Origin of the sequence: Sporichthya brevicatena, from assembly GCF_039525035.1 — a bacterium.
Taxonomy (GTDB): domain Bacteria; phylum Actinomycetota; class Actinomycetes; order Sporichthyales; family Sporichthyaceae; genus Sporichthya; species Sporichthya brevicatena.
Genome location: NZ_BAAAHE010000035.1, coordinates 66,567 through 79,527 on the forward strand (window position 1 = coordinate 66,567; position 12,961 = coordinate 79,527).

Annotated in this window: 11 protein-coding genes; 10 read left to right on the forward strand and 1 reads right to left on the reverse strand. The window is 70.3% G+C overall.

Annotated features, from left to right (window positions below; all coding sequences use genetic code 11):
• Positions 1 to 4: 4 nt before the first annotated feature.
• Positions 5 to 1,426, reverse strand: a complete 1,422-nt coding sequence (locus tag ABD401_RS18275; RefSeq protein WP_344607357.1) for an aldehyde dehydrogenase family protein — start codon at positions 1,424 to 1,426, stop codon at positions 5 to 7.
• Positions 1,427 to 1,547: 121 nt separating this feature from the next.
• On the opposite strand from ABD401_RS18275, the gene boxC reads away from it, so the two are divergent.
• The 10 genes from boxC to ABD401_RS18325 all read left to right on the forward strand — a co-directional run bounded on the left by boxC (position 1,548) and on the right by ABD401_RS18325 (position 12,596).
• On the forward strand, positions 1,548 to 3,236 hold the full coding sequence (gene boxC / locus ABD401_RS18280) for a 2,3-epoxybenzoyl-CoA dihydrolase (RefSeq protein WP_344607359.1): 1,689 nt from the start codon (positions 1,548 to 1,550) through the stop codon (positions 3,234 to 3,236).
• A gap of 19 nt (positions 3,237 to 3,255) precedes the next feature.
• Positions 3,256 to 4,671 carry a benzoyl-CoA 2,3-epoxidase subunit BoxB gene (gene boxB / locus ABD401_RS18285; RefSeq protein ID WP_344607361.1) on the forward strand — a complete coding sequence of 472 codons (1,416 nt, stop codon included), beginning with the start codon at positions 3,256 to 3,258 and terminating at the stop codon, positions 4,669 to 4,671.
• 99 nt (positions 4,672 to 4,770) lie between these two features.
• Positions 4,771 to 6,366, forward strand: a complete 1,596-nt coding sequence (locus ABD401_RS18290; RefSeq protein ID WP_344607363.1) for a benzoate-CoA ligase family protein — start codon at positions 4,771 to 4,773, stop codon at positions 6,364 to 6,366.
• 13 nt (positions 6,367 to 6,379) lie between these two features.
• On the forward strand, positions 6,380 to 6,721 hold the full coding sequence (gene fdxA, locus ABD401_RS18295; RefSeq protein WP_344607365.1) for a ferredoxin: 342 nt from the start codon (positions 6,380 to 6,382) through the stop codon (positions 6,719 to 6,721).
• Between the two features lie 9 nt (positions 6,722 to 6,730).
• Positions 6,731 to 7,603 carry an amidohydrolase family protein gene (locus tag ABD401_RS18300; RefSeq protein ID WP_344607367.1) on the forward strand — a complete coding sequence of 291 codons (873 nt, stop codon included), beginning with the start codon at positions 6,731 to 6,733 and terminating at the stop codon, positions 7,601 to 7,603.
• Positions 7,600 to 8,133, forward strand: coding sequence for a gamma carbonic anhydrase family protein (locus ABD401_RS18305; protein ID WP_344607369.1), 534 nt, complete (start codon positions 7,600 to 7,602; stop codon positions 8,131 to 8,133). The genes ABD401_RS18300 and ABD401_RS18305 overlap by 4 nt, the downstream gene beginning before the upstream one ends.
• Positions 8,134 to 8,173: 40 nt before the next feature.
• Positions 8,174 to 8,752: a DUF6158 family protein gene (locus tag ABD401_RS18310; RefSeq protein ID WP_344607371.1), complete on the forward strand. Its 579-nt coding sequence runs from the start codon at positions 8,174 to 8,176 to the stop codon at positions 8,750 to 8,752.
• Between the two features lie 143 nt (positions 8,753 to 8,895).
• Positions 8,896 to 10,527, forward strand: a complete 1,632-nt coding sequence (locus tag ABD401_RS18315; protein WP_425566198.1) for an MFS transporter — start codon at positions 8,896 to 8,898, stop codon at positions 10,525 to 10,527.
• 16 nt (positions 10,528 to 10,543) lie between these two features.
• On the forward strand, positions 10,544 to 11,932 hold the full coding sequence (locus ABD401_RS18320; RefSeq protein WP_344607375.1) for a TrkH family potassium uptake protein: 1,389 nt from the start codon (positions 10,544 to 10,546) through the stop codon (positions 11,930 to 11,932).
• Positions 11,925 to 12,596 carry a potassium channel family protein gene (locus ABD401_RS18325; RefSeq protein ID WP_344607376.1) on the forward strand — a complete coding sequence of 224 codons (672 nt, stop codon included), beginning with the start codon at positions 11,925 to 11,927 and terminating at the stop codon, positions 12,594 to 12,596. Before ABD401_RS18320 ends, ABD401_RS18325 begins: the two co-directional genes overlap by 8 nt.
• The last annotated feature ends 365 nt before the right edge of the window (positions 12,597 to 12,961 follow it).

Genomic DNA, 12,961 nt, shown 5'->3' on the forward strand with positions numbered 1-12,961 from the left:
ACTTCTAACGCTGGATGGACTTGATCTCCAGGTACTCGTCGAGGCCCGCCTCGCCATACTCGCGGCCGAGCCCGGACTTCTTGTAACCACCGAACGGCGCGAGCGGGTTCCAGGCGCCGCCGTTGACGTCGACCTGGCCGGTGCGCAGGCGTCGCGCGACACGCAGGGCGCGGTCGGCGTCGGCCGACCACACCGCGCCGTGCAGGCCGTAGTCGGTGTCGTTCGCGATCGCCACGGCCTCCTCCTCGTCGCTGTACGGCATGATCGACAGGACCGGGCCGAAGATCTCCTCGCGCGCGATCCGCATGCTCGGCTTCACGTCGGCGAAGATCGTGGGCTGAACGTAGTAGCCGCCCTCGGGAACGTCCGCCGGCACCTCGGGGCCACCGGCCACGAGTCGGGCGCCCTCGGCGATCCCGACCTCGATGTAGGAACGGACGCGGGTCTGCTGTTCCGCCGAAGCCAGCGGGCCGAGACGGGTCGTGTCCTCCAGCGGGTGACCCAGCGTCAGCTTCGCGATCGCCCGCTTCGCGATCTCGACCGCCTCGTCGTGGCGGGAAGCCGGGACCAGCATGCGCGTCCAGGCGGCGCAGGTCTGACCCGAGTTCAGCATCGCGTTGTTGACGCCGGCCGTGACGGCCTTCTCCAGGTCGGCGTCGTCGAGGATGACGTTCGCGGACTTGCCGCCCAGCTCGAGCGCGACGCGGTTGATGTGCCGACCCGCGGCCTGCGCGACGGACGACCCGGCGGCGGTGGAACCGGTGAACGAGACGACGTCGACGTCGGCGTGCGACGCGAGCGCCTTGCCGACCTCGTCGCCGCCGGAGACCAGGTTGAACACGCCCGCCGGCAGGCCGGCGCTGTGGCACGCCTCGGCGAAGGCGAACACGGGGGAGGGCGCCTCGTCGGACGGCTTGAGGACGACGGTGCAGCCCGCGGCCAGCGCGGGGCCGACCTTCGCGATCACCTGGTTCAGCGGGTAGTTCCACGGCGTGATCGCGCCGACCACGCCCGCCGGCTCCTTGACCACCAGGGAGTTGTTGACCTCCTTGGTGAACTCGTACGTCCCGAGCAGGTCCGCGTAGCTGCGCAGGACCGTCAGCGGTCCGCCGATCTGCACGCGCCGGGCGAGCTTGCGGGGCATGCCGACCTCGACCGAGGTGATCTCGGCGAGCTCGTCCGCGCGGGCCTCGAGGGCGTCCGCGACGGCCGTGATCAGCGCGGCGCGTTCGGCCGGCGTGGTCTGTGACCAGGTCTCGAAGGCGCGGCGGGCGGCGCTGACGGCGGCGTCGATGTCGGCGGGGCTGCCGGCCGGAACCGTGGCCACGACGGAGCCGTCGGCCGCGCTGTGGACCTGCGTCGGCGCCGCGGCGACGGCCGGGGCCACCCAGGCGCCGTCGAGGTAGAGGTTCTCGTAGGTCCGCACAGTGCCTCCTGAGGGCTTCGGGTGTCACCGGTTCTTGCTCAACACTCTACAAGTTATTGACGGGACGCCGATTCCGTGTCAACAATAGGTCGACGCCCGTCCTCTGCCCTAGGACATTGCCATGTCGAACGCCGATACACAGCCCCCGGTCGTCTCCTTCGACGCCAGTCCGGACTCCTACCGGCACCTCGCGCTGAAGTTCGACGGGCCGATCGCGACCATCGAGCTGCGCACGGCCGAGGACGGCGGCCTCGTCCCCGGCTACGACCTCAAGCTGAACTCCTACGACCTCGGCGTCGACATCGAGCTGCACGACGCGATCCAGCGGCTGCGGTTCGAGCACCCCGAGGTGCGGTCGGTCGTGATCACCGGCGGGCTCGACAAGGTCTTCTGCGCCGGCGCGAACATCCGGATGCTGGCGCAGTCCTCCCACCCGTGGAAGGTGAACTTCTGCAAGTTCACCAACGAGACGCGCAACGGCATCGAGGACGCGACCGAGAACTCGGGCCAGACCTACCTCGCGGCCGTCAACGGCACCGCGGCCGGCGGCGGGTACGAGCTCGCGCTGGCCTGCGACGAGATCCTGCTGATCGACGACGGCTCCTCGGCCGTCTCCCTGCCCGAGGTGCCGCTGCTCGCGGTGCTGCCGGGCACCGGCGGCCTCACCCGCGTGGTCGACAAGCGCAAGGTCCGCAAGGACCGCGCCGACGTCTTCGCCACCCGCGCCGAGGGCATGCGCGGGCAGACCGCCGTCGACTGGAAGCTCGTCGACGCCTCGATCCCGCGCAGCAAGTTCGCCGACGCGGTCCGCGAGCGCGCGCTGGCTCGCGCCGAGACCTCGCACCGCCCGGCCGACGCCCGGGGCGTCACGCTGACGCCGCTGTCGCGCGAGGTCACCGCCGACGCGCTCGAGTACTCCCACGTCTCGGCGAGGATCGACCGCGCCAGCGGCTGGGTCGAGATCACCGTCCGCGGTCCGGCCGACTCCCCGCCCGCCGACGTCGCCGGCATCCACGCCCAGGGCGCCGACTACTACCCGATGGCCGTCACCCGCGAGCTCGACGACCTGATCCTGCGCCTGCGCACCAACGAGCTCGAAGCCGGCACGTGGGTGTTCCGCACCGAAGGTGACGCCGCCAAGCTGCTGGCCTACTCGGCGCAGATCGCCGCCCACCTCGACGACTGGTACGTCAACGAGGTCCGGCACTTCTACAAGCGCATGCTGAAGCGCCTCGACGTGACGAGCCGTTCGCTGATCGCGCTCGTCGAGCCCGGCTCGTGCTTCGTCGGGCCGTTCCTCGAGCTGCTGCTCGCCTGCGACCGCCAGTACATGCTCGACGGCATCTTCAACGACGCCGACGACGCCGACTCCCAGGTCGCGCCGACGCTGGTCGTCACCGAGGTGAACTTCGGGGCGTTCCCGATGGGCAACGGCCTGAGCCGGCTCGCCTCCCGCTTCTGGGGCGACGACGAGGGTCTCGCAGCGGTCCGCGCGCGCATCGGCGAGCCGATCGACGCCGCCGAGGCCGAGGAGATCGGGCTGATCACCTACGCCCTCGACGACATCGACTGGGCCGACGACGTCCGCATCGCTCTCGAGGAGCGCGCGTCGATGAGCCCGGACGCCCTGACCGGCATGGAGGCGAATCACCGCTTCGTCGGTCCCGAGACGATCGAGAGCAAGATCTTCGCCCGTCTGACGGCGTGGCAGAACTGGATCTTCATCCGTCCGAACGCGGTCGGCGAAGAGGGCGCGTTGCGCAAGTACGGCACCGGCCAGAAGGCAGTATTCGACCGGCGGCGAGTCTGAGAGAGATGGGGTCTGACGCATGACCACGATCGACTATTCCGAGCGCATCCCGAACAACGTCGACCTGGCCTCGGACCGCCGTCTGCAGCGCGCGCTGGAGTCCTGGCAGCCCAAGTTCCTCGACTGGTGGCAGGAGATGGGGCCGGCGCTGCCGACCCAGGACGTCTACCTGCGGACCGCCGTCGACGTCGGCCGCGAGGGGTGGGCCCACTTCGGCCACGTCGCGCTGCCCGAGTACCGGTGGGGCATCTTCCTCTCCGAGCGCAACCCGGACCGCACCATCGCGTTCGGCGACCACAAGGGCGAGCCGGTTTGGCAGCAGGTGCCCGGTGAGCACCGCGCGGACCTGCAGCGGCTCATCGTCATCCAGGGCGACACCGAACCCGCGTCCGTCGAGCAGCAGCGTCAGCTCGGCATGACCGCGCCGTCGCTGTACGACCTGCGGAACCTGTTCCAGGTCAACGTCGAGGAGGGCCGCCACCTCTGGGCGATGGTCTACCTGCTCCACGCGTACTTCGGTCGGGCCGGCCGCGAGGAGGCCGAGCAGCTGCTGATGCGCAACTCCGGCTCCGACGACGCGCCCCGGATCCTCGGCGCGTTCAACGAGGAGACGCCGGACTGGCTCTCGTTCTACATGTTCACCTACTTCACCGACCGGGACGGCAAGTACCAGCTCGGGACGCTGAAGGAGTCGGCCTTCGACCCCCTGTCGCGCACGTGTGAGTTCATGCTCAAGGAGGAGGCCCACCACATGATGGTGGGCACCACCGGCGTCGACCGTGTGGTCACGCGGACCGCGGAGATCATGCGCGAGCACGACACCGACGACGTCGCCCGCCACGGCGGGGTCCCGCTGGAGATGATCCAGAAGTACATCAACTTCCACTACTCGGTCTCGCTCGACCTCTTCGGCGGCGACACCTCCACCAACGTCGCGAACTACTACACCGCCGGTCTCAAGGGCCGTTGGATGGAGGAGCGGCGCAGCGACGACCACCAGCTCCGTGACGCCATCGCGTCGATCCCGTTCATCGAGGGCGACCGGCTGATCGAGAAGGAGATCCCGGCGCTCACCGCCCTGAACGTCGACCTCCGCAACGAGTACATCAGCGACTGCAGCAACGGCGTGAAGCGTTGGAACGCGATCCTGGCGGACGCGGGCATCGACACGAAGTTCTCGCTCCCGCACGTCGGCTTCAACCGGCAGGTGGGCACCTTCTCCCAGCACCGCATCACCCCGGAGGGGAAGGTCGTTCCCCAGGAGGAGTGGGACGCCCGCGTCGGCGACTACCTGCCCAACGCCGACGACAAGGCGCACGTCGCGTCCCTGATGCAGCCGGTCTACGAGCCGGGCAAGATTGCGAGCTGGGTGGCCCCGCCGAGGTCCGGCATCAACGGCCAGCCGTTCGACTACGAGTACGTCCACCTGGCCTAGTTCCACGGGATGACGTCCCGCACGGGGCCGTGTCAGCCCGTACCGGGGCTGACAGGCACCCCCGGCGGGACGTCATCCCTCAGGAGATCGGGAGTCGGCATGGTTGCTGCGGAGAGCTTCAATGCGAGCGTGTACCTGCTGGACCGTCAGGTCGAGGCGGGCCGGGGGGACCATCTCGCGGTGACGGGTCCCGCCGGGGACGTCACGTACACCGAGCTCGCCACGCTGGTCCAGGCCGCTGCGGCCGGGCTCGCCGAGCTGGGTCTGCGGCCCGAGGAACGGATCGTGCTGTTCAGCGCGGACCGCGTCGAGCTGCTCGCGATGTTCCTGGCCGGGCTGCGCATGGGCGCCGTCCCGGTCCCGGTCTCGACGATGTACCTCGACACCGAGCTCGCCGAGCTGCTCCACGACTCCCGCGCCCGGCTGCTGTTCACCTCGCCCGAGTTCGCCGACACCGCCCGGTCGGCGCTGGCTAAGGTGTCCTCGGTCTGGACGCTGATCGTCACCGACGACGTTCCGCCGGTGGAGAACGCCGGGGAGAAACCCGGCGGGTGGTGCCCGCAGGTGACGTGGAGCGAGCTGATCGGGGTCGGGACGGGCAAGGACTCGCCGGTCTACGACACCTGGACCGAGTCGCCGGCGTTCTGGCTCTACACCTCCGGGACGACCGGGATCCCGAAGGCCGCGATGCACCGGCACGGCAGCGTCCGCTACGTCGCGGAGCACTACGGGCAGCAGGTCCTCGGCATCACGCCGGACGACCGCTGCTTCTCCGTCGCGAAGCTGTTCTTCGCCTACGGGCTCGGGAACTCCGCGCTGTTCCCGCTCTCGGTCGGGGCGACGGCGGTGCTCGACCCGGTGCGGCCGACGCCGCAGTCCGTGGCGACCCGGATCGCCGAGCACTCACCGACGCTCTTCTACGGCGTCCCGACCTTCTACGCCGCCGTGCTGGCCGCGGACCTGCCGGCGGACACCTTCGCGGGGGTGCGCCTCGCGACCAGTGCCGGCGAGGCGCTGCCGACCGAGCTGTACCGCCGGTTCACGTCGAAGTTCGGCGTCGACATTCTCGACGGCATCGGGTCCACCGAGGCGCTGCACATCTTCCTCTCGAACTACCCGGGGCAGGTCCGGCCGGGGACGACCGGCCGCGCCGTCCCGGGCTACGACCTGCGCCTGGTCGACGACGAGGGCAAGGTCGTGCCGCCGGGAACGCCGGGCAACCTGCAGATCCGGGGCGGGTCGTTGACCACCGGCTACTGGTGCCGCACCGAGACCACACGCAACGCGTTCGTGGGCGAGTGGATGCGGACCGGCGACACGTACGTCCAGGACGAGGAGGGGTACTACGTCTGCCTCGGCCGCTCGAACGACATGATCAAGGCGGGCGGCATCTGGGTCTCGCCGGCCGAGGTCGAGGCGTGCCTGCTCAAGCACCCGTCCGTGGCGCAGGCCGCGGTCGTGGCGGTTCCGGACGAGGCCGGGCTCGACAAGCCCGTCGCGTGCGTGGTCCCCGCCCCGGGGCAGACGATCGACCCGGACGCGCTGATCGAGGCCTGCCGCGCCGAGCTCGCGGCGTTCAAGCGGCCGCGGACGATCCTCGAATTCTCGACCCTCCCGACGACCGCGACCGGCAAGCTGCGACGCTTCGCAGTGCGCGACGAGGCGCTGCTCCGGCTTTCGCCCCCTGCTTCGTGAGAGGAACGTCCCCGTGCCCTACGTGATCGGCGGCGCCTGCATCGACGTCATGGACAAGTCGTGCATGGAGGAGTGCCCGGTCGACTGCATCTACGTCGGTGACCGCAAGCTCTACATCCACCCCCGCGAGTGCATCGACTGCGGGGCGTGCGAGCCCGTGTGCCCGGTGGAGGCGATCGCGCAGGACCGCATGCTCGACGCCGAGGACGAGCCGCACATCGACGACGCGACAACGTTCTTCTACGAGATCCTGCCCGGCCGGAACGAGCCCGTCGGCTCGCCGGGCGGTTCGCACAACGTCGGGGACCTGAAGGTGGACACCCCGTTCGTCGCCAGCCTGCCCCCGAACGGGTAGGACGGACGCATGCTCGACGGACGCCTGCTGATCGACGCCCATGTCCACGCGCCGAAGCTGAGCACGCTCCGGCCCGCGTGGGTCGAGTGGGCGAAGGAGTTCGGCGCGAAGAACCCGTGGCCCGCGCTCTTCGACGACGACGGTGCGCCCATTCCTGAACTGATGGATGCTCACTTCGCGGAGCAGGGCGTCGACGCGCTGCTGCTGTTCGCGGAGTACAGCCCGAAGGCGACCGGCATCCAGCCCATCGAGGACTACCTGCCGCTGGTCAAGCACAACCCGACGCGCTTCCGGCTGATGGCCAACGTCAACCCCCATCTGCACCACCCGTTGGGGGACGAGGTCGCGCGTCAGGTCGAGCTCGGGGCCGTCGGTCTCAAGCTGCACCCGGTGCACGCGGGCTTCGCGGTCAACGACCCGATGCTCTATCCCGCGTACCAGGTGTGCCGCGAGGCGAACATCCCGATCACGATCCACTGCGGGACCTCGACGTTCCCCGGCAGCTCCAGCAAGTACGCGGACCCGACGCTGCTCGACGACGTCCTGCGCGACTTTCCCGACCTGAACTTCGTGCTCGCCCACGGCGGGCGCGGCTGGTGGTACGACGCGGCCGCGTTCCTGGCGCTGAGCCGCGACAACGTCTGGATCGAGCTGTCCGGCCTGCCGCCGTCCAAGCTGGGGGAGTACTACGCCAAGTACGACCTCGCGCGCCTGGCGCGCAAGTTTCTCTTCGGCACCGATTGGCCGGGCATGCCGGGCGTCGCCCGCAACGCGCGCGCGGTCGCGGCGCTGGGGTGGGACGAGGAGACGGTTCGCAACGTGTGGGCCGGCAACGCGCAACGGGTCTTCCCGGCGCTCGCCGACCTCTCGGGAGGGGAATGAGCATGGCCATCTACGCACTCGGCGACCTGACGCCGCAGATCGACCCGTCGGCGTACGTCGCTCCGGAGGCGGTGGTCATCGGCAACGTCGTGATCGGGCCGGAGTCGTCGATCTGGCCGGGCGCCGTGCTCCGCGGTGACCACGGGCTGATCCAGATCGGCGCCAAGACCTCGATCCAGGACGGCTCCGTCGTCCACACCACCGACGAGTGGCCCACGATCGTCGGCGACGAGTGCGTGGTCGGGCACATCGTCCACCTCGAGGGCTGCCGCATCGGCAACCGCTGTCTGGTCGGGTCGGGCTCGATCGTCCTGAACCGCGCGGTGGTCGAGCCGGCGTCGATCGTCGGCGCCGCCGCTCTGGTGGCCGAGGACATGGTCGTGCCGAGTGGCCACATGGCCCTCGGGGTCCCCGCGAAGCTGCGGCCGCTGCCGGAGGGCAAGCGCAACGACGACTGGATCGACTACGCCGTGGACTTCTACGTCGACAACGGCGCCAACTTCGCCAAGAACCTCCGTCGCCTCGACTGACGCCTCCTCAGCCACCCCTCGCGCGAAAGGACCGTCCCCCATGAGCGCCGCCCCTGCTGAACTCGCCGTCTCCTCCGGTGTGCCCGCCTCCGAGCTCTCCGACGCCGAGCTCGAGCACCAGGGCAACCAGGCCCACGCCACCCGGCACTGGGTGTTCCTGCACGGGACGGCGGAGCAGTTCCGCCGGCACACCGAGCGGATGCTCGAGCTCGAGCAGGAGTACCTGCGCCGCCACCCGAAGCGGACGTGGCAGGGGACCGGCGGCGCCGACGGCGCCCAGGTGGACCTCGCGGAGCTCGACGTGCTCGCCCAGGTCCGCTTCCTGACCCGGACCTACGCGACGGCGGTCGAGTCCCTGCTCGCGCGGGTGCCGCAGCCCGAGCACGCGCCGGCGGAAGTGCCGGACGTCCAGGAACGCGCCCGCGCACTGCTCCGTCGCTACGCCGCGGCCCCGGACGGGCGGCTGCACAAGCTGGAGGCCCACCAGACGGCCCGGGAGATCGGCCTCCCGCCCGCCGCGGTCGCCGATCTCTACCGCGCCGACCCGCCGCTGCTCGTCACCGCGGGGGAGTACCGCCAGATCACCCCCGCCGGCCGCGCCCGCCTCGAGGGCGCCTAACCCGAATCCCCCTGCAGATGACATCTCTTGTGCAGTGCACAAGAGATGTCATCTCCACTGCATGGAGATGACATCTCCAACGGGCGGGCAAGGTTACGGCTGGGGCGGGTGTGACTGTCGCTCCCGGGTACTACCGTGCGGTGGTGCGGAAATGGCTGCCCCTGCTGACGGTGTGTCTGGGCACGTTCATGCTGCTCATCGACGTCACCGTCGTGAACGTCGCGCTGCCGGACATGGTCGGGGACCTCGACGCGTCCTTCACCTCGCTGCAGTGGGTCGTCGACGCGTACGCACTGACCCTCGCCGCCCTGGTGCTCGGCACCGGCTCGATCGCGGACCTCATCGGCCACCGCCGGATGTACATCTGGGGCCTGACGCTGTTCGCGGTCTCGTCGCTGGTGTGCGGGCTCGCGCCGAACGTCGAGACGCTCATCGCCGCCCGGGCCGTCCAGGGTCTCGGCGGCGCGGCGATGTTCGCGACGACCTTCGCGCTGATCAACAGCAACTACTCCGGCCGGGACCGCGGCACGGCCTTCGGCATGTGGGGCGCGGTCGCCGGCGCGGCCGCCGCGGTCGGGCCGATCATCGGTGGCGTCCTCACCGAGGCCGTGTCCTGGCGCTGGATCTTCTTCGTCAACATCCCGCTCAGCGCGGTGGCGATCGCGCTGTGCCTCACGCGGCTCTCGGACGCGACCGAGCGCCGCCAGGCCCGGGTGGACGTCCCCGGCATCGTCACGTTCACGGCCTCGATCTCGGCCCTGGTCTACGCGCTGATCCGCGCGAACGAGCACGGTTGGTCGGACGCGCTGGTGTGGTGGCTCCTCGCCGCTGCGGCCGCGGTGCTGCTCGTCTTCGTCCTGGTCGAGCGCGCCTCGCCGAGCGCGATGCTCGATCTCGCGCTGTTCCGGCGGGCCTCGTTCGTCGGCATCATGATCTGCGCGCTGCTGCTCACCTTCAGCGCGTTCTCCGCCTTCACCTACACCTCGATCTGGCTGCAGTCGGTGCTCGGGCTCAGCCCCATCGAGGCGGGTCTGACGAGCCTGCCGATGTCGGCGATGGCCTTTCTCGTCTCGGCGGCGTTCGGCCGGTTCCTCCACGGGCAGCGGGTGGCGCTCGCGATCGCGTTCGGGCTGCTGTTCATCGGCGCCGGCGGCCTCGTCGGTGCCCTCATGGTCCACGGCGACGCGGGCTGGGAGGCCCTGATCCCGGGCTACTTCGTCGTCGGTGTCGGCGTCGGGCTCGCGACCCCGACGGTCGGGTCGGCCGCGATGGCGGCGGTGCCGCTCCAGCGCGGCGGCATGGCCGGCGGCGCCGTCAACACCGCCCGCCAGCTCGGCTTCGCCCTCGGCATCGCGGCCCTGGGGTCGGTGTTCTCGGCCCGTGCCGCCGAGGTCTTCCGGGATCTGGGCGTCGGCAGCGTCGACACGGGCGAGGCCGGCCGGGCGGTCGCGGGAGGCCGATCGGGTGAACTGCTCGCCGCCGACCCGATGCTGTCCGACGCCGTCCACGCCGCCGCCGTCGAGGGCGTGCAGTGGACGCTCGGCGTCGCCGGGGTCATCGGCCTGGTCGCCGGCATCCTGGCGCTGATCCTGATCCGCCCGGCGAAGGACGGACTCGCCGGCGGCCCTGGCGGCGGCCCGCCCGCGGCCGCGGCGGGGAGGCCGGAGGCCCCGGTGGTGGCCGGCCCGCCGGAGCCGCGGCGCGTCGTCGGCGGGCTGCGCCCGGCCGAGCCGGTCCCCGTCGGGCAGTTCCACCGCACCGCGGACGGCGACTGATCCGCGAGGAGGCACGGTGAGCGACCCGGAGCGGAGCGCGGTGGACGAACGCCGGGCCCGCCGGGAACGGCGTGCCCGGGAACAGCTCGCGCACCCCGCGCGGCTCATCGCGGTCGGCTTCGGGCTCGCGGTGTTCACCGGGACCGCGCTGCTGTCCCTCCCATTCGCGACCGAGAGCGGGGAGCGCGCCTCGTTCGTCGACGCGCTCTTCACGGGGACGTCCGGGGTCTGCGTCACCGGCCTCGCGATCGTCGACACCGGCGCCGAGTGGTCGACCTTCGGCGAGGTCGTGATCATGCTGCTGATGCAGGTCGGCGGCCTCGGCATCATGACGATGGCGACGGTCGTCGCGCTGATCCTGTCCCGTCGGCTCGGCCTCCGGGCCCGTCTGCTGGTCCAGGCCGAGACCCGGGCATTGCGGCTGCAGGACGTGCGGCTGGTCCTGCGCGGGATCGTCCTCTACAGCCTCTGCGTCGAGGCGGTGGTGACGGCGATCCTGACGGTCCGGTTCGCGACGCACTACGACATGTCGTGGGGCCGGGCCGCGTACGACGGGCTGTTCCATGCGATCTCGGCGTTCAACAGCGGCGGCCTGTCGCTCTACAGCGACAGCATGTCCCGGTTCGTGCGTGACCCGATCGTGAGTCTGACGGTCAGTCTGGCCGTCCTGCTCGGCAGTCTCGGGTACCTCGTTCTCTTCGAGCTGCGCCGCAATTGGCGGCGGCCGCGGGAGTGGTCGGTCTTCACCCAGCTCACGCTCGGCGTGACCGCCGCGCTCGTCGTGCTCGGCACGGCGCTGCTCACGATCGCGGAGTGGAACAACCCGCGGACCTTCGGCCCGCTCGACGTCCCCGACAAGCTGATCGCCGGCTTCTTCGCCGCCGTCATGCCGCGCTCGGGCGGGCTGAACAGCGTCGACACCGGCGCGATGAACGACGAGAGCCTGCTCGTCCAGACCGCACTGATGTTCATCGGCGGCGGCAGCGCGAGCACCGCGGGCGGCATCAAAGTCACGACGTTCGGCCTGCTGGCGTTCGTCATCTGGGCCGAGATGCGGGGAGAGGCGAAGGTCGTCGTCGGCCGGCGCGCGATCCCGGAGGCGAACCAGCGTCAGGCACTCTCGGTCGCGCTGCTGGGCATCGGTCTCGTGATGACCGGCACGCTGGTGCTGCTCGGCCTGAGCGACTACCCGCTCGACCGCGTGCTGTTCGAGGCGACGTCCGCCTTCGGTACCGTCGGCCTCTCGACCGGGATCACGCCCGAGCTCGACCGGGCGGCGCAACTGGTTCTGGTCGCGCTGATGTTCGTCGGCCGCATCGGGCCGTTGACGCTGGCCTCCGCGCTGGCGCTGCGGGAGCGCGACCGCCGGTACGAGCTCCCTGAGGAGAGGACGATCGTTGGGTGACCGACGCAAGGACGCGGTGGTGGTCATCGGCCTCGGCCGGTTCGGCGGCGCGCTCGCGCTCGAACTGGTGCGGGAGGGCACCGAGGTGCTCGCCATCGACAGCCGCCGCGACATCGTCCAGCGGATGGCGGGCAAGCTGACGCACGTCGTCGCCGCGGACTCGACCGACATCGAGGCCCTCCGCGAGCTCGGCGTCCAGGAGTTCCGCCGCGCCGTCGTCGCCATCGGCAGCGACATCGAGGCCAGTATCCTCACGACCTCGCTGCTCGTCGAGCTCGGCATCGCCGACATCTGGGCCAAGGCGATGACCAAGCAGCACGGCAAGATCCTCGAGCGCGTCGGCGCGCACCACGTCGTCTTCCCCGAGCACGAGATGGGCCAGCGCGTCGCCCACACCGTGCAGGGCACGATGCTCGACTACATCGAGATGGACGCGGACTTCGCGATGATCAAGATGGTCGTGCCGAAGTCGCTCGTCGGGACGCAGCTCAGCGGCTCCCCGCTGCGGAAGAAGTACCGGATCACCGTCGTCGCCGTGAAGCACGCCGGCGGCGGCGAGGACTTCACCTACGCCACCGCCGAGACCGTGCTGCAGGCCGGCGACGTCATCTACGTCTTCGGTCGTACCGAGCAGATCGAGAAGTTCAACTCCGAGATCAGCTGACCCGCCGCGCTTCCGCTGTGAAGAAAGGGTGACTGTGAAAGTCGCCTCTGCAGCCTGAGCCGTTTGTGGTGGGCTGTGGCTATGGCTTCGGGCGTGACTCCAGGGGTGACCGACCTCGTGTCTTGGGGTGACTTGTCCGCCCAGGCCTTAGGCCCCGGTCCGACGGAGTAGCTGGCCTGATCAGGAGCTTGACCGTCGGGCGTTCAGCGCGCCCGACGTGTCTCATCACAGTCCTGCCGATCTCCGCCGGACCGGATTCACGTCCCTCCGGCAAATGGAGAACGCATGACCAGTTTGGCTCACGCAACCGCCGCGCGCGAGAACGACCTGAACGACCTGAACGAGTTCACTGACCTGGACGACCT